The following is a 24,623-nucleotide window of genomic DNA, read 5'->3' as shown; positions in this document are numbered from 1 at the left end:
CTGTGTAATTTAAATTATTAATGATAGCTTGTTACACGTTCAACTTCATTCTTAGAACCGATAATCACAGGAACACGTTGATGAAGTTCTGTAGGTTCAATCTCTAGAATGCGTACACGGCCAGTAGTTGATGCGCCGCCTGCTTGTTCAATGAGCATACTCATTGGGTTGGCTTCATACATTAAACGTAAACGACCAGCTTTTTTCGGGTCTTTTAAGTCATATGGGTAAAGGAAAATACCACCACGGCATAAAATACGGTGAACATCCCCCACCATACATGCGACCCAACGCATATTGAAGTCTTTTTCACGTACAGATGTTTTACCTGCAAGTAACTCTTCAATATATTGTTTTACTGGTTGTTCCCAATGGCGTTGGTTAGATGCATTAATAGCAAATTCTTGAGTATCTGCTGATACTTGAACATTCTCTGTAGTAAGTAAGAATGTTTGTGTTTCTGGGTCTAACGTAAAGAAAGCTACACCGTTTCCAACTGTTAAAGCCATCATAGTTGATGGGCCATATAACACATAGCCAGCAGCAACTTGTTGAGTGCCTGCCTGCATGAAATCTTGTGCTTGTGTAACCGCATTTTTGGCAGGAAGAATCGAGAAGATTGTTCCGACACACATGTTGATATCAATGTTGCTTGAACCATCTAATGGATCAAATAGAACCAAGTATTCGCCGTTTTCTTGTGCTGGTGTAAAATCATCAAGTTCTTCAGATGCAAGACCACCCACGTGAGGATGGACTTTTAAAGCATCGATTAAATAGTCATTAGAAATCACATCAAGTTTTTTCTGTGTTTCACCTTGAACATTTTCGTTACCTGCGCTACCCAAAATTCCAGCCAAGGCACCTTTTTGTAAGGCTTGATCAATGGTTTTACAAGTCGCAGCAATTGTGTCGATGACTTGAGCCAACTCAGGTGTAAGATTCCCTTTTTCTTGTTGTAAAAATTGGGACAATGTGAGGTTGGACATAAAAAAACGCTCCTGTGCGCAAGCATCAAAATGAGTCAGATAAATACGTGGCATATTCTAGATGAGAATGCCGAAAAATAAAAATTATCTTACTTTATTTGTGTTGCATTTATGCTTACAAGCCCCATTTTACGTGGTATGTTGTTTGCATAACAAAGGAATGTAGATTTAGGAGAATCGAAATGACAACTAAGAAGTTTGATGCGACCCCAACAGCAGGTGAACCAATCAATTTAGAAGAAATTTCGAAAGAAAGTGTTCAGGAAGCTTGGAAAGATTATGAGGCAAAACCTGAATATAAAGCTTTTAATAAGCATGATTTGATTGAGTCAATGCAACATTCAGAAGAAGAGCAAAATAAATCTTCTTAAAGTAAGAATGTAAAAATAAACGCCCATATTTGGGCGTTTATTTTTTGGGATGTTTTATTTTAATAGAGGAGGAACCGCTTCATAGTTAATTTCAACGCGGCGGTTTTCTTTCCAAGCTGATTCATCATGGCCAGGATTAACAGGTGCTTCTTTACCATAACTTACAGCTTCAAGTTGCTGAGGATTTACACCACTGGTAATAAGATAATTCTGAACTGCTTTTGCACGGCGCTCACCCAAGGCCATGTTGTATTCGCGTGTACCGCGCTCGTCCGTATGACCAGTTAATGCAACTTTTGAGTTTGCATTTGCCATGAGGAACTGAGCATGAGCCTGAAGTGTTTGGTAATCTTCAGTAGATAAATCACTACTGTCATAATCGAAGTGAACGACGCGTTTCGCTAGGGCAGCCTTGTTTGCCTCAGTTACACCTTTTGAAGAAGCACCTGCTAGATTTTGAGCATTTAATGCAGCATCTTCACTTAAGCCTGTCGTATTTACTGTGCTTGGGTTAGTTGTACCTGTAGTTGCCGTTGTTGCTGGCTTACGACTTGCACAACCTGTCATGACAAGTGCTGCACTAAGTAGAGGAAAGGCCAAATATTTAATTGATTTCATCATCATCTCCATCAATGGAATAAAAAGTTATTTAGGTGCCCAGGCTGGTTCACGTACTTCACCTTGCTCACTCGGTAAATTCATACGGAAACGACCATCAGTGGACATGATAGACAGTAAACCACGGTTCCCTTCACGAGTTGCATAAACCACCATTTGCCCATTTGGTGAGAAACTTGGTGATTCATCTAAACTGGTTGGGGTAAGAATATTGACAATGCCTGTATTAATATCTTGGATCGCAACTTTATAGTTACTACCACTTGGTCGATGCACAAGTGCAATTTTTTTACCATCTGCACTTAAAGTGCCACGAGCATTAAATGACCCTTTAAATGTTAAGCGTTTTACTGAGCCATTCCCAAAATCATAGCGATAAATTTGAGGAGAGCCTCCACGGTCAGATGTAAAAATAAAAGCTTTTCCATCTGGTGTGTAACGCGCTTCAGTATCAATTCCCGAGTCATTTGTCATGCGTTTGACTTGGCGAGTTGATAAATCCATTTGATAAATTTCAGGGTTACCATTCATCGATGCTGTAAATAGCATTGATTTGCCATCTGGTGAAAAGCTTGGTGCACCATTTAAGCCTTTAAAACTCGTAATTACTTCACGTGTTCCAGTAGAGAGATCTTGTAAATAAATGGCTGGACGTTTAGTTTCAAAAGAAACATAAGCAATTTTTTTAGCGTCAGGAGTCCATGCCGGAGACAAAATCGGGTCACGTGAAGAGAGAACAGTTTTCGGTTGTTCACCATCTGTATCGGCGATTTGTAAGGTATAACGTTCAGCAGGAGTGGCAGGATTACGTAATACATAAGCGATACGACCACTAAAATCGCCTGGAATTCCGGTTAAGGCCTGATAAATAGCGTCACTTACCATATGTCCTGCTTGACGTATGCGTGAAGCAGGAACATTTAACAATTCATTCAGAAGATATTGCTGTTTTTGTACATCATAAAGTTGGTAATGGACTTCAAACCCGTCAGCTGTTTGCTTAATTTGTCCAGTAACAACATAAGGAATACCCGCAGCTTGCCAATCAGATGCTTGAATCTGGTTAATAGCAGCATTTGCAGGTAAATTTTTTGATGAACTTGTAAAACGTCCTGAGCGGTTCAAGTCAGTTTCAACAATAGGATAAAGTCCATTGTCGTTATTAAAAGGCACAATAGCGATTTTAGGCGCCTGATCAGGTGCTTTTGCAATCTCTAAATGTAATTGAGCAAAGGCAGCTGTTGGTGCAAGAGGACTTAATGCTGTAAGTAGCGTTAAGGCTAGAAGGTGTTTGCGGCTCGTTTTCATAGGTTTAAAGTCATTGAAGGTATTTTTGTGACTGGTGATTTTGTAGCATAGTTACATGCTTCAAACTATTTAAAGCATGTAACTCTTACAAAATTATTGTGCTCTGAAAGTAGAGGTAACGCTTCGCGCTTCTCGTCTTGCATCAGGATCCGATGGCATTGGGTAAGGAGCAGACGCCTGAATTGCAGCTTTGATACTTGCATCCAATGCATCATCTCCACTTGACCGTGTAATAACAATCGAGCTAACACTACCTGAGTCAGACAGGGTAAATCTAACGCTAACAGTTTTACCACTGCTTCCTGTAGGAACATCCCAAGCACGACGAATTTTCTGCTCAAAATCACGTTTAGCCGAAGATGCAATTTTTTTAGCTTCACCTTTTTTCTGGGCAGCTTCTTCTTGAGCTTTTTTAGCAGATGCAGCTTTTTCTTCGGCCTCAATTTCGGCTTTACGTCTAGCATCTTCTGCTGCTTTTTGTTGTTTGGCTTTTGCATCAGCCTCAGCTTTACGTTTAGCGTCTTCTGCTGCTTTTTGCTGTTTAGCTTTCGCATCAGCCTCAGCTTTACGTTTAGCATCTTCAGCCGCTTTTTGCTGTTTAGCTTTCGCATCGGCCTCAGCTTTGCGCTTAGCATCTTCAGCTGCTTTTTGCTGCTTGGCTTTTGCATCAGCCTCAGCTTTACGTTTAGCATCTTCAGCTGCTTTTTGCTGTTTAGCTTTCGCATCGGCCTCGGCTTTACGTTTCGCGTTATCAGCTGCTTGTTGCTTAGCCTTAGCATCTGATTCAGCTTTACGTTTGGCGTCTTCGGCAGCTTTTTGCTGTTTGGCTTTAGCATCTGCTTCGGCTTTTCGTTTAGCTTCTTGTTGTGCTTGAAGTTTAGCGTTTTCAGCTTTTTGAGCTTCACGTTTTAGTCTTGCTTCAGTCTCAGCTTTACGTTTAGCTTCCTCAGTTACTTTTTGTCTAGCTTTCGCATCGGCCTCAGCTTTTGCATTTTGTTCGGCTTTTCGTTTTTGTTCAGCTTCAGCTCTCGCTTTAGCCTCCGCTTGACGCTTAGCTTCAGCCTGTTGCTTTTGTGCTTCCTCTAAACGTTGTTGCTCTGCAGCTTGCTTTACTTTAGCAGCTTCTTCAGCTTTACGCTTTTCCTCAGCTAATTTTGCTTGTTGTGCCTGCTCAGCTTTTTGCTTTTGAGCAGCAAGTTGTTGTGCTGTTGGAGGAGGAGGGGCGGCTGGAAGATTTTGAGGAAGAGTTTCATCCACAATCGGGCTTAGAACTTCTTCAGCCTGATTTTCTGCTACGGTTGGTTGCTCAACTTCTTTTGCCAAAGGTGGTGGTAAATCTTCTGGTTTAACTAAAACAGTGGTGAGCTTTTTTGGTTGTTCAGGTGGTTTACTCAAGCCTAAAAAAAGCAAGCCAACAATGGCAATTGCATGAACTCCAAGGGTGAAGCTCAATGCTATTGCATTTTGTTTAAAAGGAGGCTTTTGATTTTTATTCATAGCTTATTTTAAAGGCTCTGTCAGAAGGCCAACTTGAGTTAAACCTGCTTCTTGTAAACTTGCCATCAATGATACGACTTCTCCATAAGGGCGGGTCTTATCACCATTCACTAAAACTGTAAGTTGTTTATTTTCCTGCTCAGCTTGTTTTTGTGCTTCACTTAAAACAGACTCAAGTTTTTCAAGAGAAAGTGGCTCATTATCTTTGTAATCTTCATATTGAAGATAAATATTGCCATCTTTACCAATCGTGACCATGGCTGGCATATCTTTTGATTCAATTGGATGATTATTTGCCTGAGGTAAATCGACTTTAATACCACTGGTAATCATGGGAGCAGTCACCATGAAAATCACTAAAAGTACCAGCATCACATCGATATAAGGCACGACGTTCATGTCACTTTTTAATGGTTTTTTTATGCGCTCAAAGCGCCCTGAACGTTGAATGGCCATTATGCATCTTCCTGTGATGAACCCACAGATTGACGTTGCAATAAAGCAATCATCTCTTCGGCAAATAATGCACGATCAGAGTAGACACTTTCGCTTTTAGCCGTAAAGTGGTTAAAAGCCAATACCGCAGGAATTGCAGCAAATAGACCAATTGCAGTTGCAATAAGGGCCTCGGCAATACCTGGCGCAACTGTCGCTAACGTCACTTGGTCAACAGCAGCCAAACCAATAAAAGCATTCATGATTCCCCAAACAGTACCGAATAAACCGATATATGGGGCAACCGAACCGATACTTGCTAAAGTACCTAAACCATATTCCAGACTACCCTGATCACGACTTAAACCTACACGTAAAATACGTTCTGTTCCTTCGATCATTTGTGAGGTAGGAGCTTGGCGTTTTTTGAGTTTAAAAAACTCACTCAATCCTTGATAAAAGATATCTTCAAGGCCTGAGCGTTTTGAATTGAGTTGTGCGTTGTTGTAAAGCGTATTGAGTTCAGCACCAGACCAGAACATTTTTTGGAAATGTTCATCATCTTGGCGTGCTTTTTTATAACTCATATGTAACTTGGCAATCAGGTACCAACTAAAAATTGATGCTAACAATAAAATCAGCATGACCAACTGGACGACTGGACTTGCTTGTAAAATAAGGTCAGAAATATGCAGGGTTGATTCAATGTTTGTTGCCATAGTTACATATGCCGGTTGTTTTTTTAGTCTTGTTCCAATTCTTTACGAATAAGATCACGTATTTCTTCCGGAAGACGACGTGGCATTAGATCTTTACTTAAACATGCCAACTCAACCTCACCAGAAGCAAGCAAGATTTCACCACGATAAATATTTTGTTGCAACACAAATGACGCAGCTTTACATGAAACTACACGCGCTGTAACAGTAATTAAGTCATCCATTAAAATAGGACGCATATATTTTACGTCAATTTTATATACCACAAAGTTGTAGTCTTTTTGATGCCAGTAATGGTCAACGCCAGCAGCGCGGAGCCATTCTGTACGGGTACGTTCCATATAGCGAATGTGGTTGGCATGGTAAACAATACCACCTGCGTCCGTATCTTCAATATAAACACGAATGTTGAATTCAAAATGATTCGCCATGAGAGTATTCCGTTTTAGTTCACTATAGAGCTTTATATTTAAAATATGACTGTTGAATAAAATATCAGTTCTATCCAAAGCCATACATCTGCTTTTAAATACGGGGCAGTTTAGCAGATTGCATACTAAGTCCTATGGCACAACCTTTCAATCGCGACTGCTGTCTTTCTTCTTTAAAACGGAACACTCTATGGTGAGCATATTGTTAAGTTAAGACTGTTTCCATGCAGCCTGAACTTGTTTAGCGATATTCGGATAGTCTAAAACGAATCTTATATGTAGCTCGGTTCCTGTCTTTAAGGCCTTATCATCTACTATAAAAGAAGGGTTGTGATTTGGTGCAGCTTGGCTTAAGTCCTGATTTTCAGGTGTTGCTCCTAAGAAAACGAAGAAAGAGGGCATTAATTTCCCATAATAGGCAAAATCTTCACTTGCACTTGCATTATGGTCCAAAACATGAAGATTCGAATCTCCAACAGTTTTGGCTAATGTTGGCTGGATAAGTTGAGTAAGAGCTTTATTATTCATGGTTACTGGAGCATAAGGCGCAATTTCAACTTTTGCTGTTACATCATTAGCTTGAGCGTTATTTTCCACCAGAGTTGGTAAGCTCTTTAGGATATTTTCTCGGATCTGTTCGTTATTGGATCGAATAGTACCGATCATATTGACCTGTTCATGAATCACATTTCCAGCTGTACCGCCTTGAATATTGCCAATACTAATAACGCCCATACCTTGGGTTAGGTCGGTTCTTCGGCTAATAAGACTTTGTAAATTATTAATCATTTGAGCTGATGCATAAATTGGATCTCTGCCTAACCAAGGGGTTGAGCCATGAACCTGTTTGCCGTTAACTTGAATCCGTAAGTGATCGGCACTGTTTAAAATAGCACCATCTTTATAATATAGATGTCCGCTTTTCATGCCGGACATGACATGCATGCCAAAAATGGCTTCTGGTTTGTAGTCTTTAAATGCACCATCCGCAATCATTTTTCTTGAGCCGATTTGATCACCATGCGTGAAGTTATCGATATCCGCTCCACCTTCTTCAGCTGGCTGAAATACAAAAACTACAGTGCCTGATATTTTATCTTTATTGGCCGCCAGAATTTTTGCTGCACCTAATAACATTGCAGTGTGTGCATCGTGTCCACAAGCATGCATCACATAAGTTTCTTTACCTTGATAAATTGCCTTTTGTTTACTGGCAAATGGCACACCACTTTTTTCTTCCATAGGTAGCGCATCCATATCTGCTCTAAGCGCAATAATAGGGCCGGGGTTATTCCCTTTTAAAATGCCGATTACCCCTGTTTTTGCATAACCTGTTTTGACTTGAATGCCATAAGACTTTAATTCTTTTTGAATCAATGCAGATGTTTTAAATTCCATATTGCCTAGTTCAGGGTACTCATGGATGTGTTGTCTTAATTGAATGACCTGATTTTCATTTTGTTGTGTAGCATCTTTTACCCAATCCGCTAGGCTCAATTGACTTATTAGGGCAAGTGGAAAAATTAAAGCGGTTTTTTTGTACATATCCTTATCCTAAAAATATTATTGTTCAGAAGATTTAATATCTAGATTTCTTATAATTCAGTTTTTAAAAATATTAAAAAATCAATAAGGTATAAAGAAAGACTTAAAAGGTATAGAGTGGCTAATTTATTGATAAGACAATTTTTATTTGAGTTAAAAAGAATAGTTAAATAAAAAAAGGAAGAGAAAATTCTCTTCCTTTGATTAGTTTTTAGGCTCAGGTGGCGTCATGCCAAACTGCAAATAAGATTGGTTGGTTGCAATGCGACCTCGTGCAGTACGCATAACATAACCTTGCTGAATTAAATAAGGTTCAATAACATCTTCAAGTGTTCCGCTATCTTCAGCCATAGCAGCTGCAAGGGCTTCAACACCAGCAGGTCCACCATCAAAACGTTCTAACAACATACTTAAATAACGTCGGTCTAAGGTATCTAAACCAGCTTTATCGACATTAAGCATATCAAGCGCACGTTGTGCCATTTCATGGTTAACTTCGCCTGTACCTTTTACTTGTGCATAGTCACGTACACGGCGTAATAAACGATTGGCAATACGCGGTGTTCCGCGTGAACGGCGTGCAACTTCTTCTGCACCCTCAACTGTAATGGGTACATCCATGAGGTTTGCAGATCGTGACACGATGTGAGTTAAGTCTTCTACAGAATAGAATTCAAGACGTTGCACAATACCGAAACGGTCACGTAGAGGCGAGGTGAGTAAGCCGGCACGTGTGGTCGCAGCAACAAGTGTAAAAGGGGGTAAATCTAGTTTAATTGAACGGGCAGCAGGGCCTTCACCAATCATGATATCGAGTTGGTAATCTTCCATTGCCGGATACAGAATTTCTTCAATCACTGGTGAAAGACGATGAATCTCATCAATAAATAAAACATCGCCTTCTTCAAGGTTAGTCAGCATTGCAGCCAAATCACCCGCACGCTCTAAAACAGGCCCTGAAGTGGATTTGAGATTGCCACCCATTTCACGCGCAATAATATTGGCAAGCGTAGTTTTTCCTAAGCCCGGTGGACCGAAAATCAGTGTGTGATCGAGTGCTTCACCACGACCACGAGCCGCACCGATGAAAATTTCCATTTGCTCGCGTACGACTGGTTGCCCGATATAATCGGCAAGTGAAGTCGGTCGAATAGCCCGATCAAAATGATCTTCAGGTTTTTCTGTTCCACTGATTAGACGGTCTTGCATAGGTGTGTTTACTTCATCATTGATTTAAGTGCAGCACGAATAATATCGGCTGATTCAGTGTAATCGGCTTTAACCGCCGCAACAGCTTTTTGTGCTTCTAGAGGTTTATAACCTAGTGACTGTAATGCTGCTTCTGCTTCTGCAACAGGTGAGTTCGAAACAAATTGAATCTGAGGCAGGGCCGCAGCGCTAGAAGTTCCTTGTGCCAAAGTTTTAAAACGGTCACGAAGTTCGATCATTAAACGTTCAGCCGTTTTTTTGCCTACACCCGGAACTTTGACCAAAGTATTCACATCGTCATGTTCAATTGTGTGTACCAGCAATTCAACACTTAACGTAGAAAGAATACCTAATGCCATTTTTGGGCCAACACCATTTACTTTTAGTAAGGTGCGGAAAATAGTTTTCTCTTGAGCATCACTAAAACCATAAAGCTGCTGAGCATCTTCACGGACGACCAAATGCGTCCATAGCGTAACTTTCTGGCCTTTTTGTAATTGGCAAAATGTTGAAAGCGGTGTATCAATTTCATAGCCCACGCCATTTACATTCAGTAAGACAGTTGGGGCTTCTAGGGCAAACACTTCGCCAATTAAACATCCGATCATAGCGTAATTTCACTTATTCATAACTGTAAATCTGGTCGTTTTAAATGTATTAAAACGACACTAGCTGTATTTCTTTCTATATTAAGGCAGCTTAAAACAAGCCGATTTTATTACCTTGTAGCTCTTGAGCCAAGCTATAAGCCTGATGATCTGAAAACTTACTGATAATATCGAGTACCTGCATGATATTGCTGTAGTGGTTATTACTAAAGCGAGCACCGTACAAATTAAGAATAGACATCAAGCGCTGTTCTTTAAAGCTTAAAGATTTATGCGGCATCGTTAAGGGAACAAATGCATCAAGAATAGTTTGCAAACTTTGGTGAGCAATAATTTCTAAACCAGACTTTTGTGGGTGTTCAAAGATTTTTTCACGTGCCAGATTTTTGGCTGTTTCAATACCTGCCGCAATATCAGGCGAACAGTACTGTAAAAGACTACCTTTGAGCTGACCAGTAATAATTTCATAATGATGTTTGGCAAAAGCTGTAGTGACTTCATCAACCAGACGCTTCATAACACGGCCACGCAATGCCGAAATTTTTTGTTGCCATGTGCTACTTGGGAGTGATAGCTCTTCAGGTTGGCCATAATCTGCAATCAAGTTGAGAAAAATTGGTTCAACCTCTTGGTAATTCAGCATATTTAGAATAATGCCATCTTCTAAATCGATGAGGGCATAGCAAATATCATCAGCAGCTTCTAATAAATAGGTAAGTGGATGACGGCAGTAGTGATATTCACCTAATTGAATAAGTCCGAGCTGCTCAGCAATTTGTTTTAAAATTTCTTTTTCAGATTGATAACAACCAAATTTCGCTCGTTGGTGGGATGGACGATCACCTTGAGACGCGATTGTTTTTGAAAGCCAAGGATATTTTAAATAAGCGCCTAAGGTCGCGTAAGTTAAACGCATGCCTCCATCATCTGGATGATAGTCAATACGGGTTAATAAGCGTAATCCTTGGGCGTTGCCTTCAAACTGACGGACATCGGCTTCTTCTTCGGGAGTTAATTTTTTTAAAAAATCATTATGTGAGGCATCGTCAAACCATTCACGAATTGCATATTCACCTGCATGCCCGAAGGGTGGGTTGCCAATGTCATGAGCAAGGCAGGCCGCTTGAATAATTGCGCCGACATCGGCAGGAGAAATCCAGACAGGCAATTCATCTTTAATTTTTTCGGCTGCCAGCATGCCCATGGAACGGCCAATACAGGAAACTTCAAGCGAGTGAGTTAAACGGGTATGAATGCCATCATGCTGTGCTAAAGGATGAACTTGAGTCTTGCGGTTTAACTGACGAAAACTTTGTGAAAATATAATGCGGTCATAATCTTTATGAAATGGGCTTCGAGCCAGCTCTGTGCTGCTTTTTTTACTACCTAAACGAACTGCAGACAGCAGTTCTAACCAACGCATTTGTTCCATTTATCATTATTCAAAACTATAAAGCCTGATCATGCCAAAAAAATGCTAAAAGCACTAGCTTGGTGCGACATAGTTTGTCTTAGTTCAGGTTTTATTATGTTATTGAATAAACATGAAACAATTTATTTTGAGCGAGAATGATTAAAAAAATGATTTTGAACAAAAAACACATCACTTCTTGCAGAATTAGGTTACAGAATACTGATTCTACATCTAGCTGATTTTAGCAAGACACAGTAGAATATGCGCTCTCTCTAAAGTCACATTGCGGTAAGGTTCACAAGACCTGCCCGTGGAGCCAAAATCAACATGTTTATCGTGGCCGGTGCAGCAGCACATTCTTCTTTTAAGAAAGCTCAACTATTAACACGTTTATCGTCAATTAGTTCTGTTCAATCTTTTGACAGCCAATGGGTCTATTTGTTTGATCAAGCGCTCAACGAGCAGCAACATCAATCTGCTTTGCAATTATTAAATGACGGTGAGTCTTTTGAACTTCGTCAACCTGCAAGTGATGAGATTCAGATTTTAGTAACACCACGTGTGGGTACGATTTCACCTTGGTCATCTAAAGCGACTGACATTTTCAAAAACTGTAATACGCCAGTTCACCGTTTAGAACGTGGTCTTTTATTTACCTTAAAAGGTGTTTCTGAAATTTCTAATGAAGTAAAACAAGTACTTCATGACCGTATGACTGAAACTGTTTTTGCACAAATTGAAGATGCAAAAGCACTGTTTTCAGAAACAGCACCAAAACCTTTAAATTCAATTGATATTTTAGGTCAAGGTAAAAAAGCATTAGTAAAAGCCAACAACGAATTTGGTTTTGCGTTATCTGAACAAGAAATTGATTATTTAACTGAAGCATTTACTCGACTTGGTCGTAACCCAAATGACATCGAGTTGATGATGTTTGCACAAGCAAACTCTGAACACTGTCGTCATAAAATCTTCGGTTCTGAATGGACAATTGATGGTGAAAAACAACCATTATCATTGTTCCAAATGATTAAAAACACTTATAAAGAGTCTCCAACTGACGTGTTATCAGCATATAAAGATAACGCATCTGTAATTGTTGGTTATGACACGATGCGTTTTTATCCGAAAGCAGATGAAAACGGTCATTTTGTTTACAAATATAAGAGCCAAGCTGCTCACATTTTAATGAAGGTTGAAACTCACAACCACCCAACAGCAATTTCTCCATTTGCTGGTGCAGCAACAGGTTCAGGCGGTGAAATCCGTGATGAAGGTGCAACTGGTCGTGGTGGTAAACCGAAAGCAGGTTTAACAGGCTTTACAGTTTCTAACTTAAATATTCCTGGTTTTGAACAACCTTGGGAAGAAAACTACGGTAAACCTTCACGTATGGCATCGCCATTACAAATTATGATTGAAGGTCCATTAGGTGGCGCGGCATTTAACAATGAATTTGGCCGTCCTGCATTAAATGGTTATTTCCGTACTTTCGAACAAAACGTAAATGGTGAAGTGAAGGGCTTCCATAAGCCAATCATGATCGCGGGTGGTTACGGTAACATTCGTCCTGACCATGTAGAAAAAGATGCGATTCAACCGGGTGACTTGCTCATTGTATTGGGTGGCCCTGCAATGTTAATCGGTCTTGGTGGTGGTGCTGCTTCTTCAGTAGACAGCGGTACAATGGGTGAAAGCCTTGATTTCGCATCTGTACAACGTGAAAACCCAGAAATGGAACGCCGTTGTCAAGAAGTGATTGATACTTGCTGGCGTTTAGAAGACTTCAACCCAATCGTGTCTATTCATGACGTAGGTGCTGGTGGTTTATCAAATGCAATGCCTGAGCTTGTAAACGATCATGAGTTAGGTGCAGTTCTTAACCTTCGTAAGATTCCTTCATTAGAGCCGGGCATGAGCCCAATGGAAATCTGGTCAAATGAAGCACAAGAGCGTTATGTTCTTGCAATTCGTCCAGAGTCTTTAGAACAGTTCGAATCAATCTGTGCTCGTGAACGTTGTCCATTTGCCGTGTTAGGTGAAGCAACTGAAGCTCGTCACTTAACTGTTGAAGATCCATTGTTCCAAAACAACGCAGTTGATATCCCAATGCAAGTGATGCTTGGTGGTACACCGCGTATGCAACGTTCTTATGAAACAATTGAACGTAAAGGCAACGAATTTGACGCTTCAAAAGTTGATTTGAAAGATGCGATTTTCCGTGTATTGAAAAATCCTACAGTTGCGTCTAAATCATTCTTGATCACCATTGGTGACCGTTCAATTACAGGTATGGTTGCACGTGACCAAATGGTTGGTCGTTGGCAGATTCCTGTTGCAGATGCAGCAGTAACGACTACCAGCTTACAAGGCTTCACTGGTGAAGCAATGGCAATGGGTGAACGTCCACCAGTTGCATTGTTAAATCCAGCAGCGTCTGCTCGCTTGGCAGTTGCTGAAGCAATTACCAATATTGCATGTGCAAACATTGAACAAATTAGCGATATCAAACTTTCTGCAAACTGGATGGCTGCTGCTGGTCAAAAAGGTGAAGACCAAGCATTGTTTGAAGGCGTGAAAGCAATTGGTATGGAAATGTGTCCTGCTTTGGGAATTGCGATTCCTGTAGGTAAAGACTCACTTTCAATGCGTACGACTTGGAACGACAACGGTGAAGATAAAGCTGTAACATCTCCAATGACTGGCGTAATTACTGCATTTGCTCCAGTAGCTGATGTTCGTAAGACTTTAACACCTGAACTTAAGAATTTAGAAGACTCAGTACTTGTCCGTATTGATTTATCTAAAGGACAATTCCGTTTAGGTGGTTCGATTCTTGCGCAAGTATATAAAGCAATTGGTTCAGTCACTCCAGATGTTGATAGTTTTGATGACTTCAAAGCGTTCTTTGCTTTAATTCAAGACTGGAATAACCGTGGCTTGATTCAGGCTTACCATGACATCGGTGATGGTGGTTTACTCGCAACTGTAGCTGAAATGATGTTCGCTTCGCGTTTAGGTGTAGCATTAGAAGATCAGACTACTGCTGGTTTATTTGCAGAAGAAATTGGTGCAGTAGTTCAAATCAAAGCAGCTGACTGGGAAGCTTTACAAGCAGAAGTTGCTGCTTCTAGCTTAAAAGATGCAATTGCAGTAGTTGGTCGCGTAAATAATACTGATCAATTATCTGTAAATGGCTTAACTTTAGAGCGTGCAGAGTTACAACAGGCTTGGTCTGAAGTATCTCATCAGATCCAACGTTTACGTGATAACGTTGAAACTGCTGACCAAGAATTTGCTTTAATTACTGATAAATCACATCAAGGTTTAATTGCAAAACCTACATTTGATTTAAATGAACCTATCGAAGCACCGTTTATTAATAGCCGTCGTCCGAATATGGCAATCTTGCGTGAGCAGGGTGTAAATGGTCATATTGAAATGGCAGCAGCTTTCGATAAAGTTGGCTTTAACACAATTGACGTACACATGAGCGATTTACTTGCTGGTCGTGTGAGCTTAAGTGATTTCGAAGGTTTAGTGACTTGTGGCGGTTTCTCTTACGGTGACGTAATGGGTGCAGGCGGTGGCTGGGCAAAATCAGTTCTGTTCAATGCGAAGTTACGTGATCAGTTTGAACAATTCTTCCATCGTGAAGGTACGTTTAGCTTAGGTATCTGTAATGGTTGCCAAATGTTGTCACAATTAGCGCCACTTATTCCGGGTGCTGAACACTGGCCACGTTTCCACCGCAATATGTCAGAAGTTTTTGAAGCACGTAGCGTAAACGTTCGTGTTGAAAAATCAGTTTCTGTATTACTTGATGGTATGGAAGGTTCAATTTTACCGATTGCTGTAGCACATGGTGAAGGCCGTGCGGTTGCTAGCGAAGCTGATATTGCAAGCTTAAATGCAGCGAATCAAGTTGCATTGCGCTATGTTGACAGCCACGGTAACCCAACTCAACATTATCCATTGAACCCAAATGGTTCACCGGAAGCGATTACGGGCGTAACGTCTAAGGATGGTCGCGCAACGATTATGATGCCGCACCCTGAGCGTACTTTCCGTGCTATCCAGCATTCTTGGAAACCAGAAGAGTGGACTGAAGACGGTGCTTGGTTACGTATGTTCCGTAACGCACGTAAGTTTATTGGTTAATATAAAAAATGAAATAAGCCACCGTAAGGTGGCTTATTTGTATGTAGTACAATGTGAATAGAATAAATAGTAGAGAAGAAAAATGAAGTCAAAAATCCATTTCCGTGAGTTTGCACTTTTGATGGCATTACTCATGTCTATCGTGTCTTTTTCGATAGATGCGGTGTTGCCTGCTTTAGGTGAGGTTGGACGAGTTTTTGAATTAAAGAATAATAATCAGACCCAGTGGGTCATTATTGGTATTTTCTCCGGCATGACAATAGGGCAGTTGATTGCAGGACCACTTTCCGATGCGATTGGACGAAAACGTATTTTATTTACCGGTATTATCATCTACTTTTTGGGAAGTTTATTGTGCTTTACCACACAAAGTTTTGAATGGTTTTTAGTAGGTCGCTTTATTCAGGGTATTGGGGTTTCAGGTCCTTATGTCGCCTCAATTTCCATTGTGCGAGATAAATACAGCGGTGCTCAGATGGCCCGTATTATGTCCTTAATCATGATGGTATTTATGGTCGCTCCAGCGATTGCACCAAGTCTGGGACAACTCATTATTCACTTCTTTGGTTGGCGTGATATTTTTGTTTTATACATGATCTATGCAACTGTCGTTGGAGCGTGGGTCGCTTTACGATTAGAAGAGACGTTACTTCCTGAAAATCGTTTACCTATGCGGTTACAAGCATTTCAAGATGGGTTCAAAGAAGTTGTAAGTAATAAGACCACCATGAGCTATTTGTTATGTGCAGGCTTTTGCTTTGGTGGATTTATTGGTTACTTAGGTACTTCTCAGCAAATTTTTATGCAGCAGTTTGGTAAAACAGGGCAAGAGTTTAGTGCTTATTTTGCTGTGCTTGCTGGTGTAATGGGCATTGCTTCATTTACCAATTCTAAAATTGTCATGAAGTTTGGTATGCGTCCAATCTGTATTTATGGCTTTCTCGGTTTGTGCTTAATTTCATTAATTTTCTTAGGGATTCAACTTATAGGTGTGACTGTAGCATTTTGGATGTTTATGCTTTATGCCTGTATTTTATTTTTATTATTTGGAACTTTATTTGGTAATTTAAACGCGATTGCAATGGAACCTATGGGACATGTAGCTGGTATGGCATCAGCTATTATTGGTGCAGCTTCGTCCGTATTGTCGCTTATTCTTGCCTCTATTATTGGGCAATTATATAACGGCACATTAATTCCAATGACTTGTGGTTTTGTCATTTTATGTGGTTTAGCATTTATGATGACCGTATATGAGAACAGATATTTAAAGGAATCGAATGTTTAAAATGATCCAGAATAATGATAGCTCACTGAATTAGATAAATTTTCTTTAAACTTAAAGTAAAGGTAAGAAAATACGTTTTTTAAGGACTTTAAGAAAATCTATAAGAGTATAGACATAAGTGTATTTAACCCCTTATGCTTGGATTGCTGTTGGTTCAATTTTTGCTTTCTCTGTAACAACGATAAAAATCGGAGATCAAAATGATGAAAAACAAAAATCACATAAGAACGATGTACACAAGAGATAAAGGCTGGCGTTTATTTGGCTTGGCGCTTGCCATACAAATACTTTTTATTGGAGCAAATTATTTAGCAATGATGAGCTGACTTTGATTCGGAGTCTTCTTAAAGGGTATGATTTAAAGCAAATTTACTAGTTTTGAGTCATTCTATTCATGTTAAAGCTGATTTATTACGTACCAGAGTCACATCTTGAGTCGACTAAACAGTCTATATTTGCGGCCGGAGCAGGTGGGATAGGGAACTATGAACAATGTGCTTGGCAAGTTAAAGGAATAGGGCAATTCAAGCCAGTTAAAGGAGCTGACCCTTATATTGGAGAGCTAGGTGAACTTGAGCAAGTTGACGAATGGCGTGTTGAAACGATTGTGCTTGAAGAAAAGGCAAGTGCAGTGGCAAAAGCATTAAAGGCAAGCCATCCTTACGAAGAGCCTGCCTTTGAGTTTATTCAAATCATAGAAGTTGATTTTTAATTAAACTGTGAAAAGTCCGGTTTACGTTTTTGCATAAATGCCTGCACAGCTTCTAGCATTTCTGGTGATTGAACGCGTTGCATAAAGATTTCTGCTTCATGGTCAATACATTCAATAATCTGATCTAAATCATGTTTCATTAATGCTTTGGTTTGTTTTAATGAAGCAAGCGGTAAAGCTGTTAAGTGTTGGGCAGTTGCCTGAGCAGTGGCATAAGCATCTTCAACGATTTCATTAACTAAACCAGCTTGTACAGCAGTTTCTGCATTGAACTTTTTCGCAGTAAACAGAAGTTCAGCTGCTTTGTGATAACCAGCTTGTTTAACCAATAATTGACTTGCACCACCTTCAGGAGAAAGCCCAAGGCTAACAAAAGGAATTTGAAAGAGGGCCGTATTGTCGGCAAAAACGAGGTCTGCCTGTAATAAAATCGTAACACCAATACCAATTGCCACGCCTTTTACTGCAATAATAAGCGGCTTCGATAATCTGGCAGCAGATTTAAGGAGTACAAATGGAGGAACTTGACCTGCTGGACCAGCATTCGGATTTTGTACAAAACCCATAAAATCTTTCATGTCATTACCAGCGGTAAAATCATGTTCGGCACCACGTAGAACGATTACTCGTACATCTTTATTTTGGTCGGCTTCATCAAGTGCTTTGGCAATCCATAAGTAAAGTTCGCCATATAATGCATTTTTTGCTTCTGGGCGATTTATGGCTAAGGTGAGTACGCCACCTTCTAAATTTGCTTGTAAATGTTGATGAGGTTGTTGAATACAGCTAAGTGTCATCGTACTATCCTTGCTTTAAACCACGTTGTTGATTTTTAGGTTCTCATTATGGCGCATATTTTTTGTAATGAGCGTAACTGGTGAGTTCATAAAAAGTGAAAAACTAATTATGTATACATTTGACTATCTCGTTTTTATAGGTCGTTTTCAGCCATTTCATTTGGCACATATGCAAACGATTGAAATTGCACTGCAACAAAGTCGCTATGTGATTTTGGCTTTAGGTTCTGCCCAAATGGAACGTAATATAAAAAATCCGTTTCTTGCAATTGAACGAGAACAAATGATTTTATCTAATTTTTCATTAGATGAGCAAAAGCGCATTCGTTTTGTACATGTGGTTGATGTTTATAATGATGAGAAGTGGGTAAAACAGGTTAAATCATTAGTAAATGGTGTAATAGAACCGAACTCAAAAGTTGGTTTGATTGGCCACTTCAAAGATGAGTCATCTTATTATTTACGACTATTTCCAGAATGGGTGATGGTCGAACTTGATAGCTTGAAAGATTCGATTTCTGCCACTCCAATGCGTGAAGCCTACTATCAGGGCAAAATTAAAACGGATGCATTTCCCAAAGGCACTATTCAATTTTTGGAAGAATTCCAAAATACACCGTTATATTTACAGCTACAGCAAAAGTTTTTACAGGCAGACCATTCAAATATTGAGGAAACCGTGTCGTCTCATAAAGAATGAGTCGATCTAACTAAAGAATCTCTGGTTTTTAAAAGTAGATTGAATTTTTTTGATGCTTTTTTGAGTCTACTTTAAAAACCTGCAAATTGTTGTGTCCAATAGCTTTTTTGTTTAGCAGACTGGTCAGAAGCACATGCAATGGCATATTCGGTATATCTAGGGTTCATAATATTACTGCAATGCAGAGGACTGGCGATCCATTTAGCCATGACCTCATTTAAAGTTTTTTGTCCACTCGCGACATTCTCACCATTGGCTTTACTCAGCATATGATATTTTTTTAATCTCGCTCTTAAATCTAAACCTGTTGAGCCAACATGCCCAAGAAAGTTGTTATTTGCCATATCTTTAGAGTGAGCATTTGCACCTTGATATAAATTATTATTCCAGCTTAAAGGTTTAGCTGCAGAAAAATACTGCTGACCACATTGACGAGAATCTTGTCGAATTTGATTAATTGCATTAAGCACAGCTTGTCGGTAAGCAGGATTTTGTAAATCTTGGCAGCTTATTTCTATCGATGATTTTTGAACTTGTGGTGTAGAAGAGCTCAGTGTAGGAGGAGTGCTTGATGAATTAACGGAGCAGGCAGCAATAACAAGGCTACAAGGCAATAAAGTACAAACTTTTAGTAGATTCATAGCAATGCCTGAGTTCGAGTTATTTTAATATTTTTATCATACGCCAAATTAAAATGGCTGAGCAATTTATGTGCGTGTAAAAAAGCGAGTATTCAACTCGCTTTTTTGTTACCCAAGCTTATTAATTAAGCTGTTTGTAATGCTTTTAAATCTTCTAAAACCTGTTCAGCATGGCCGGCCGCTTTCACCTTACGGTAACTTTTAACTAAGGTTTTATTATGGAAAATAAAAGTAGAGCGTTCGATCCCCATTACTTTTTTCCCATACATATTCTTTTCTTTAATCACATCAAAGTGTTTGCAAAGTACTTCTTCTTTGTCACTAATTAAATCGATTGTCAGTGCCTGCTTTTCTGTAAAGTTTTGATGGGCTTTTACCGAGTCGCGTGATACTCCAAAAATGCGAGCACCTAAAGCATCAAATTGATCTTTTAAACAAGAAAAGCCGACAGCTTGTGTTGTACAGCCTGGCGTTGAGTCTTTAGGGTAGAAGTAAATAATCAGCCATTCATTATCGACTTCAGCCAAATTAACTTCGCCGTGTGTGGTTGGGAAAACCTGATTTGGCAGTTGAATATTCTCAGACATTTCTTATCCTTTAAAAGTTAAATTTGATCTAATTCAAGTGGTAAAAAAGCATATTCTTCATGATAAACAATATCGAGCTTTCTTACAGGAATAGCTTTGTTAAAAATTGGACCATCAATCACAGTGGTATGAAATTCACCACCTTCTCCACATGGATCAATTCCACGGTTTTCAAGTTTCTGTATATATTCTAACGATAACACTTGACCTAAATCTTCCACCTTCATTCCGAGTTTAAGGTTTACAGTCACAACTACACTCTGAAATCCAAGTTGAATAAATTCTTCAACAACTTCACGATGGGGCCGTAGCCAGAGCGGCATTCCTAATTTAAGGCCCACTGTTTTAGTAACACGATCATGCCAACAACCATGTTCCGGCATATCTAAATCACCTGTAACCAGTACCTCAGCACCTTTTTGTTTGGCTTCATTTAATAAGTTGATGAATTTATTTTCATAGTCATTCCAGCTAGAAGATGCCATAAATACAGGTAAGCCAATTGCTTGTGCTTGCGCCCGAATAATATCAAGTGGCATTGCATGTGAACGGGAGCGTTGTCCTTGCTCTTCCAGCATAACGATTAAACCAATTACGTTACCAGTTTGCATGGCATGATAAAGTGCAAGAGAGCTATCTTTACCTCCACTAAAGGAGACAATTGACGGTCTGTTATGTGCGTTAGTTTTCCATTGTTCCTGCATGACTTATTTCGAATGAAGAGATCGGTGTCATTTTAACAGAGCTATAAAAAAGCCTGCATAAATGCAGGCTTAATTTGGAGCAACAAAAGCTTATTTTTTAGGAGCTTGTTGTTGAGCTGCTTTCATTGCTTCTTCAGTTAGTTTCTCAAGCTTAGTTGTTAACTGAGGACCGAAACATGCTTTAAGGTCACGGTTTTGCTGTTGTACAAAAGCTAAAGAACTTGGGCTTTTCTTCGCATTGATTGCGCTTTGAATTTCCCATTTTTGTGCTTCAGTCACTTTACCTTGCGCTTCAACTTGGCAGCTACAGAATTTGCTAACTTCAGCTGAACTTAATTTACCGCCTTTTGCAGTTTGGTCTTTACAAACGTTGATTAATGCACCTTTAACGTTAGTGCTTTTATATGCTGCTTGAACTGGGTTTTCAGCTGCTTGAGCTGAACCAGCCATAAGTGCAGCTGCTGAGAATAAAGATGAAAGAATAAGATTTGATTTTAACAACTTCATAAATTTTACCTACTTATTGCGGTATATAGCGTGTTGGATCGGTAACACCAGCATCGATAAAGCCTTCTTTACGCAAACGGCAACTGTCACATTTACCACACGCACGTCCTTGAGCATCTGCTTGGTAGCAAGATACCGTTTGACTATAGTCTACGCCATGTTCAATCCCTAAACGTATAATATTCGCTTTGGATAAATGTAACAGGGGTGTTTCAAATTTAAGAGGTTTTCCTTCCACGCCAGCTTTAGTTGCTAAACGAGCCATATTGGCAAAAGCATCAATAAATTCTGGGCGACAGTCAGGATATCCTGAATAATCAACGGCATTGATGCCAATAACAATCGCTTCAGCATTGAAAACTTCTGCAGCTGCTAAGGCATAAGAGAGGAAAATTGTGTTACGTGCTGGTACATAAGTTACAGGAATACCTTCTTGTAATTGTTCTGGTACAGCAATGTTATGATCTGTAAGTGCAGACCCGCCTAAATTGGCTAAATCGATATTAATTACACGATGTTCAACACCTGCACGCTGAGCTAATGCTTTTGCAGCATCAAGTTCAGTGGTTGAGCGTTGACCATACATAAAACTAATAGCAATACATTCATAGCGCGCTTGTGCCCAAGCTAGGCAAGTGGTTGAGTCTAAGCCGCCTGAAAGTAAAACAATGGCACGAGGGCGCATATTTTTCTCCATATTCGGAATGATTTATTTTATTGAACGATTAGCGACCTGATTCATCGTTCCAGAGCAGTTTATGTAACTGAAGCTGGAAACGTACAGGCAGTTTGTCGTCCAGTATCCACTGTGCCAGATCACGTGCTAAACGTGGCAGGCCAACAGCACCTTTTTCAACTGCAAAAGCAGGGGAGAACCAGACAGTACTGACTTTGGTTTGCAGTTGATATTGTTCAACTTGTTGTTTTGACCATTCATAGTCTTCACGATTACAAATCACAAATTTGATTTGGTCACGCGGTGTTAAATGGTCAAGATTACTGATGAGATTACGGTGTTCTTCACCAGAAGTTGGAGTCTTTAAGTCGAGGACTTTTGAAACACGCGGATCCACTCTTGATACATCAAGAGCGCCACTGGTTTCTAGGGAAACGTCAAAACCAGCGTCACATAAACCTTGTAATAAAATTAAGCAATTGGGTTGTGCTAGGGGTTCACCGCCTGTTACACAAATATAAGGCGTTTGATATTTTTCAGCCGTTTCAATAATGTGCTCAAGTGATAAGCGTTCGCCACCTTCAAAAGAATAAGTGGTGTCGCAATAACTACAACGTAAAGGGCAACCTGTGAGACGAATAAATACAGTCGGTAGGCCAGAGGCATTTGCTTCACCCTGCAAGGAGTAAAAAATCTCGGTAATGCGTAGACCGGACGCAGGGTCAGAGACAGGAATTGCAGAGGAACGTAAGGAAGCCATTCTAGAAATACCACACTATATAAAAAATAAAATCTCTACGATCAGTGTTGATCGTAGAGATGTTTGATCAAACTGAAATTAGTCAGCGCGTAACAAATCGTTCAAACTTGTTTTTGCACGTGTTTGTGCATCAACTTTTTTCACGATAATTGCAGCGTATAAGCTGTATTTACCATCAGCTGACGGTAAGTTACCTGGTACAACAACTGAGCCAGCAGGAACACGGCCATAATGGATTTCACCAGTCTCACGATCATAAATACGTGTAGATTGACCGATATAAACACCCATAGAAATAACAGAGCCTTCTTCGACAATAACACCTTCAACGATTTCAGAACGTGCGCCGATAAAACAGTTGTCTTCAATAATGGTTGGGTTAGCTTGTAATGGTTCTAAAACACCACCGATACCAACACCACCTGATAAGTGAACGTTTTTACCGATTTGAGCACATGAACCTACAGTTGCCCATGTATCAACCATTGTGCCTTCATCTACGTAAGCACCAATGTTGACATAAGATGGCATTAACACCACATTTTTAGCTTGGAAACTACCACGACGAGCAACAGCAGGAGGAACAACACGAACACCCGCAGCTTTAAATTGCTCTTCAGTCCAACCAGAGAATTTAGTTTCAACTTTGTCGTAGAAACGAAGATCACATGACTCGATTGGTTTATTGTCATTAAGTTTAAATGATAATAAAACAGCTTTTTTTAACCATTGATGAACAACCCATTCACCATTGATTTTTTCTGCAACTCGAAGTGTACCGTTATCTAAACCAGCAATTGCTTCTTCAACAGCTTGGCGAATTTCGCTTGGGCAATCTGCTGCAGTGAAATTTGCGCGGTCTTCAAATGCTTGCTCAATGATCGTAGAAAGCTGAGACATGATCTTCCTTCCATAAAAAATTTTAAAGATTTTACACTAATTTGTGACAAGAATCTTTGAAAAAACGTGTTACGTTTAATTGAGGTATAAATGAGTTAAACCAAAATAAGCTTATTAGATAATCAAGTGTTTTTTACACAAAAATGATTTGAAAATAAAAATTTAACTCAATTTGTATCAAAAAATAACAGAAATCTAGCAGTTTTTGTATAAAAAAGAATCTATGCTCTTGAATATAATTTTTGTCACAAGCTGAATAAATTAAAAACAGAGCCTTTTCTTAAGGAGAAAACGATGAAAGTATTACGTGTTTTAGTGACAACTACAGCTTTACTTGCTGCTGGTGCTGCAATGGCGGATGAAGCTGTTGTTCATGACAGCTATGCATTCGATAAAAACCAATTAATTCCAGTAGGCGCTCGTGCTGAAGTAGGTACTACAGGTTACGGTGGTGCTTTGTTATGGCAAGCAAACCCATATGTAGGTTTAGCATTGGGTTATAACGGCGGTGACATTTCTTGGACAGATGATGTTTCAGTAAATGGCACTAAGTATGATTTAGACATGGATAATAACAATGTCTATCTAAATGCTGAAATTCGTCCTTGGGGTGCCAGCACAAATCCATGGGCTCAAGGCCTATATATAGCTGCAGGTGCGGCTTACTTAGATAATGATTATGACCTTGCTAAACGTATTGGTAATGGTGATACCTTATCAATTGATGGTAAAAACTATCAACAAGCAGTTCCTGGTCAAGAGGGCGGTGTAAGAGGTAAAATGTCTTACAAAAATGACATCGCTCCATATTTAGGTTTTGGTTTTGCTCCAAAGATTAGCAAAAACTGGGGTGTATTTGGTGAAGTAGGTGCTTACTATACTGGTAATCCAAAAGTTGAGTTAACTCAGTATAATCTTGCTCCTGTAACTGGTAACCCAACATCTGCTCAGGATGCGGTTGATAAAGAAGCAAATGAAATTCGTAACGATAATAAATACGAATGGATGCCAGTTGGTAAAGTTGGTGTAAACTTCTACTGGTAATA

26 protein-coding genes are annotated in these 24,623 nt (G+C 39.7%); 7 read left to right on the top strand and 19 right to left on the bottom strand.

From position 1 onward, the window contains the following. Window positions 1–17: 17 nt before the first annotated feature. Window positions 18–989 (bottom strand): class 1 fructose-bisphosphatase, encoded by a 972-nt coding sequence (locus GO593_RS01960; RefSeq protein ID WP_000067971.1) that lies wholly within the window; start codon window positions 987–989, stop codon window positions 18–20. A gap of 182 nt (window positions 990–1,171) precedes the next feature. On the opposite strand from GO593_RS01960, the gene GO593_RS01955 reads away from it, so the two are divergent. Continuing rightward, entirely contained in the window at window positions 1,172–1,360 is a 189-nt protein-coding gene (locus tag GO593_RS01955) for an NF038105 family protein (RefSeq protein ID WP_000208542.1), read from the top strand. Window positions 1,361–1,414: 54 nt separating this feature from the next. On the opposite strand, the gene pal is transcribed toward GO593_RS01955, so the two are convergent. The 10 genes from pal to GO593_RS01905 all read right to left on the bottom strand — a co-directional run bounded on the left by pal (window position 1,415) and on the right by GO593_RS01905 (window position 11,162). Then, window positions 1,415–1,978 carry a peptidoglycan-associated lipoprotein Pal gene (pal, locus tag GO593_RS01950; protein ID WP_000836015.1) on the bottom strand — a complete coding sequence of 188 codons (564 nt, stop codon included), beginning with the start codon at window positions 1,976–1,978 and terminating at the stop codon, window positions 1,415–1,417. Between the two features lie 27 nt (window positions 1,979–2,005). Next, on the bottom strand, window positions 2,006–3,286 hold the full coding sequence (gene tolB, locus GO593_RS01945; protein ID WP_000858385.1) for a Tol-Pal system beta propeller repeat protein TolB: 1,281 nt from the start codon (window positions 3,284–3,286) through the stop codon (window positions 2,006–2,008). 93 nt (window positions 3,287–3,379) lie between these two features. Further along, window positions 3,380–4,783 (bottom strand): cell envelope integrity protein TolA, encoded by a 1,404-nt coding sequence (gene tolA / locus GO593_RS01940; RefSeq protein WP_001039153.1) that lies wholly within the window; start codon window positions 4,781–4,783, stop codon window positions 3,380–3,382. Window positions 4,784–4,786: 3 nt separating this feature from the next. After that, window positions 4,787–5,239, bottom strand: coding sequence for a protein TolR (gene tolR, locus GO593_RS01935; RefSeq protein WP_001007562.1), 453 nt, complete (start codon window positions 5,237–5,239; stop codon window positions 4,787–4,789). Further along, window positions 5,239–5,937 (bottom strand): protein TolQ, encoded by a 699-nt coding sequence (tolQ, locus tag GO593_RS01930; protein ID WP_000224630.1) that lies wholly within the window; start codon window positions 5,935–5,937, stop codon window positions 5,239–5,241. The genes tolR and tolQ overlap by 1 nt, the downstream gene beginning before the upstream one ends. Window positions 5,938–5,960: 23 nt before the next feature. Then, a complete protein-coding gene (gene ybgC / locus GO593_RS01925) occupies window positions 5,961–6,368 on the bottom strand; it encodes a tol-pal system-associated acyl-CoA thioesterase (protein WP_001273591.1) in 408 nt (135 codons plus the stop codon). Window positions 6,369–6,578: 210 nt separating this feature from the next. Beyond that, window positions 6,579–7,913 carry a M20 family metallopeptidase gene (locus tag GO593_RS01920; protein ID WP_000277199.1) on the bottom strand — a complete coding sequence of 445 codons (1,335 nt, stop codon included), beginning with the start codon at window positions 7,911–7,913 and terminating at the stop codon, window positions 6,579–6,581. Between the two features lie 204 nt (window positions 7,914–8,117). After that, window positions 8,118–9,122: a Holliday junction branch migration DNA helicase RuvB gene (ruvB, locus tag GO593_RS01915; protein ID WP_001154002.1), complete on the bottom strand. Its 1,005-nt coding sequence runs from the start codon at window positions 9,120–9,122 to the stop codon at window positions 8,118–8,120. A gap of 8 nt (window positions 9,123–9,130) precedes the next feature. Continuing rightward, a complete protein-coding gene (gene ruvA / locus GO593_RS01910; RefSeq protein WP_000578663.1) occupies window positions 9,131–9,730 on the bottom strand; it encodes a Holliday junction branch migration protein RuvA in 600 nt (199 codons plus the stop codon). A 91-nt stretch (window positions 9,731–9,821) separates the two neighbouring features. Continuing rightward, complete coding sequence (locus GO593_RS01905) at window positions 9,822–11,162, bottom strand: deoxyguanosinetriphosphate triphosphohydrolase (protein ID WP_000437078.1); 1,341 nt, start codon at window positions 11,160–11,162, stop codon at window positions 9,822–9,824. Window positions 11,163–11,471: 309 nt separating this feature from the next. Between GO593_RS01905 and purL the strand changes: the two genes are divergently transcribed. The 4 genes from purL to GO593_RS01890 all read left to right on the top strand — a co-directional run bounded on the left by purL (window position 11,472) and on the right by GO593_RS01890 (window position 17,305). Then, window positions 11,472–15,305, top strand: a complete 3,834-nt coding sequence (purL, locus tag GO593_RS01900) for a phosphoribosylformylglycinamidine synthase (protein WP_000471083.1) — start codon at window positions 11,472–11,474, stop codon at window positions 15,303–15,305. A gap of 82 nt (window positions 15,306–15,387) precedes the next feature. Continuing rightward, window positions 15,388–16,593, top strand: coding sequence for a multidrug effflux MFS transporter (locus GO593_RS01895; RefSeq protein ID WP_000836943.1), 1,206 nt, complete (start codon window positions 15,388–15,390; stop codon window positions 16,591–16,593). 200 nt (window positions 16,594–16,793) lie between these two features. Beyond that, on the top strand, window positions 16,794–16,919 hold the full coding sequence (locus GO593_RS19310; protein ID WP_000977276.1) for a KGW motif small protein: 126 nt from the start codon (window positions 16,794–16,796) through the stop codon (window positions 16,917–16,919). Window positions 16,920–16,987: 68 nt separating this feature from the next. Next, window positions 16,988–17,305: a YqfO family protein gene (locus GO593_RS01890; protein WP_000916029.1), complete on the top strand. Its 318-nt coding sequence runs from the start codon at window positions 16,988–16,990 to the stop codon at window positions 17,303–17,305. Here the strand turns inward: GO593_RS01890 and GO593_RS01885 are convergent. Further along, entirely contained in the window at window positions 17,302–18,102 is an 801-nt protein-coding gene (locus GO593_RS01885; protein WP_000175547.1) for an enoyl-CoA hydratase-related protein, read from the bottom strand. The two genes, GO593_RS01890 and GO593_RS01885, sit on opposite strands and share 4 nt — an antisense overlap. Window positions 18,103–18,211: 109 nt before the next feature. On the opposite strand from GO593_RS01885, the gene GO593_RS01880 reads away from it, so the two are divergent. Beyond that, window positions 18,212–18,802: a nicotinate-nicotinamide nucleotide adenylyltransferase gene (locus GO593_RS01880; RefSeq protein WP_001991184.1), complete on the top strand. Its 591-nt coding sequence runs from the start codon at window positions 18,212–18,214 to the stop codon at window positions 18,800–18,802. A 71-nt stretch (window positions 18,803–18,873) separates the two neighbouring features. On the opposite strand, the gene GO593_RS01875 is transcribed toward GO593_RS01880, so the two are convergent. The 7 genes from GO593_RS01875 to dapD form a co-directional block, all read right to left on the bottom strand. Next, window positions 18,874–19,443, bottom strand: coding sequence for a CAP domain-containing protein (locus GO593_RS01875; RefSeq protein WP_001050707.1), 570 nt, complete (start codon window positions 19,441–19,443; stop codon window positions 18,874–18,876). 125 nt (window positions 19,444–19,568) lie between these two features. Then, window positions 19,569–20,030 carry a peroxiredoxin gene (locus GO593_RS01870; RefSeq protein ID WP_001293529.1) on the bottom strand — a complete coding sequence of 154 codons (462 nt, stop codon included), beginning with the start codon at window positions 20,028–20,030 and terminating at the stop codon, window positions 19,569–19,571. A 17-nt stretch (window positions 20,031–20,047) separates the two neighbouring features. Next, window positions 20,048–20,734 carry a Dph6-related ATP pyrophosphatase gene (locus tag GO593_RS01865; RefSeq protein WP_001157851.1) on the bottom strand — a complete coding sequence of 229 codons (687 nt, stop codon included), beginning with the start codon at window positions 20,732–20,734 and terminating at the stop codon, window positions 20,048–20,050. Between the two features lie 90 nt (window positions 20,735–20,824). Beyond that, on the bottom strand, window positions 20,825–21,241 hold the full coding sequence (locus tag GO593_RS01860; RefSeq protein WP_000771345.1) for a hypothetical protein: 417 nt from the start codon (window positions 21,239–21,241) through the stop codon (window positions 20,825–20,827). Window positions 21,242–21,254: 13 nt separating this feature from the next. Then, window positions 21,255–21,926: a 7-cyano-7-deazaguanine synthase QueC gene (gene queC, locus GO593_RS01855; protein ID WP_001247780.1), complete on the bottom strand. Its 672-nt coding sequence runs from the start codon at window positions 21,924–21,926 to the stop codon at window positions 21,255–21,257. A gap of 40 nt (window positions 21,927–21,966) precedes the next feature. Next, a complete protein-coding gene (queE, locus tag GO593_RS01850) occupies window positions 21,967–22,677 on the bottom strand; it encodes a 7-carboxy-7-deazaguanine synthase QueE (RefSeq protein ID WP_000157723.1) in 711 nt (236 codons plus the stop codon). A gap of 78 nt (window positions 22,678–22,755) precedes the next feature. Further along, the gene (gene dapD / locus GO593_RS01845; protein ID WP_000080867.1) at window positions 22,756–23,577 is read right to left on the bottom strand and encodes a 2,3,4,5-tetrahydropyridine-2,6-dicarboxylate N-succinyltransferase; all 822 of its coding nucleotides are present in this window, start codon (window positions 23,575–23,577) and stop codon (window positions 22,756–22,758) included. Window positions 23,578–23,871: 294 nt separating this feature from the next. On the opposite strand from dapD, the gene carO reads away from it, so the two are divergent. Beyond that, a complete protein-coding gene (carO, locus tag GO593_RS01840; protein WP_000866529.1) occupies window positions 23,872–24,621 on the top strand; it encodes an ornithine uptake porin CarO type 1 in 750 nt (249 codons plus the stop codon). Window positions 24,622–24,623: the final 2 nt, after the last annotated feature.

The organism is Acinetobacter baumannii (assembly GCF_009759685.1).
Classification (GTDB): Bacteria; Pseudomonadota; Gammaproteobacteria; order Pseudomonadales; family Moraxellaceae; genus Acinetobacter; species Acinetobacter baumannii.
The sequence above is the reverse complement of the archived record's forward strand: the minus strand, read 5'-3'. Positions and strand labels throughout refer to the sequence as shown.

Excerpts from the sequence above, each read along its gene's own strand:
- GO593_RS01960 (WP_000067971.1), bottom strand. The coding sequence starts at position 989 with ATGTCCAACCTCACATTGTCCCAATTTTTACAACAAGAAAAAGGGAAT.
- GO593_RS01955 (WP_000208542.1), top strand. The coding sequence starts at position 1,172 with ATGACAACTAAGAAGTTTGATGCGACCCCAACAGCAGGTGAACCAATC.
- pal (WP_000836015.1), bottom strand. The coding sequence starts at position 1,978 with ATGAAATCAATTAAATATTTGGCCTTTCCTCTACTTAGTGCAGCACTT.
- tolB (WP_000858385.1), bottom strand. The coding sequence starts at position 3,286 with ATGAAAACGAGCCGCAAACACCTTCTAGCCTTAACGCTACTTACAGCA.
- tolA (WP_001039153.1), bottom strand. The coding sequence starts at position 4,783 with ATGAATAAAAATCAAAAGCCTCCTTTTAAACAAAATGCAATAGCATTG.
- tolR (WP_001007562.1), bottom strand. The coding sequence starts at position 5,239 with ATGGCCATTCAACGTTCAGGGCGCTTTGAGCGCATAAAAAAACCATTA.
- tolQ (WP_000224630.1), bottom strand. The coding sequence starts at position 5,937 with ATGGCAACAAACATTGAATCAACCCTGCATATTTCTGACCTTATTTTA.
- ybgC (WP_001273591.1), bottom strand. The coding sequence starts at position 6,368 with ATGGCGAATCATTTTGAATTCAACATTCGTGTTTATATTGAAGATACG.
- GO593_RS01920 (WP_000277199.1), bottom strand. The coding sequence starts at position 7,913 with ATGTACAAAAAAACCGCTTTAATTTTTCCACTTGCCCTAATAAGTCAA.
- ruvB (WP_001154002.1), bottom strand. The coding sequence starts at position 9,122 with ATGCAAGACCGTCTAATCAGTGGAACAGAAAAACCTGAAGATCATTTT.
- ruvA (WP_000578663.1), bottom strand. The coding sequence starts at position 9,730 with ATGATCGGATGTTTAATTGGCGAAGTGTTTGCCCTAGAAGCCCCAACT.
- GO593_RS01905 (WP_000437078.1), bottom strand. The coding sequence starts at position 11,162 with ATGGAACAAATGCGTTGGTTAGAACTGCTGTCTGCAGTTCGTTTAGGT.
- purL (WP_000471083.1), top strand. The coding sequence starts at position 11,472 with ATGTTTATCGTGGCCGGTGCAGCAGCACATTCTTCTTTTAAGAAAGCT.
- GO593_RS01895 (WP_000836943.1), top strand. The coding sequence starts at position 15,388 with ATGAAGTCAAAAATCCATTTCCGTGAGTTTGCACTTTTGATGGCATTA.
- GO593_RS19310 (WP_000977276.1), top strand. The coding sequence starts at position 16,794 with ATGATGAAAAACAAAAATCACATAAGAACGATGTACACAAGAGATAAA.
- GO593_RS01890 (WP_000916029.1), top strand. The coding sequence starts at position 16,988 with ATGTTAAAGCTGATTTATTACGTACCAGAGTCACATCTTGAGTCGACT.
- GO593_RS01885 (WP_000175547.1), bottom strand. The coding sequence starts at position 18,102 with ATGACACTTAGCTGTATTCAACAACCTCATCAACATTTACAAGCAAAT.
- GO593_RS01880 (WP_001991184.1), top strand. The coding sequence starts at position 18,212 with ATGTATACATTTGACTATCTCGTTTTTATAGGTCGTTTTCAGCCATTT.
- GO593_RS01875 (WP_001050707.1), bottom strand. The coding sequence starts at position 19,443 with ATGAATCTACTAAAAGTTTGTACTTTATTGCCTTGTAGCCTTGTTATT.
- GO593_RS01870 (WP_001293529.1), bottom strand. The coding sequence starts at position 20,030 with ATGTCTGAGAATATTCAACTGCCAAATCAGGTTTTCCCAACCACACAC.
- GO593_RS01865 (WP_001157851.1), bottom strand. The coding sequence starts at position 20,734 with ATGCAGGAACAATGGAAAACTAACGCACATAACAGACCGTCAATTGTC.
- GO593_RS01860 (WP_000771345.1), bottom strand. The coding sequence starts at position 21,241 with ATGAAGTTGTTAAAATCAAATCTTATTCTTTCATCTTTATTCTCAGCA.
- queC (WP_001247780.1), bottom strand. The coding sequence starts at position 21,926 with ATGCGCCCTCGTGCCATTGTTTTACTTTCAGGCGGCTTAGACTCAACC.
- queE (WP_000157723.1), bottom strand. The coding sequence starts at position 22,677 with ATGGCTTCCTTACGTTCCTCTGCAATTCCTGTCTCTGACCCTGCGTCC.
- dapD (WP_000080867.1), bottom strand. The coding sequence starts at position 23,577 with ATGTCTCAGCTTTCTACGATCATTGAGCAAGCATTTGAAGACCGCGCA.
- carO (WP_000866529.1), top strand. The coding sequence starts at position 23,872 with ATGAAAGTATTACGTGTTTTAGTGACAACTACAGCTTTACTTGCTGCT.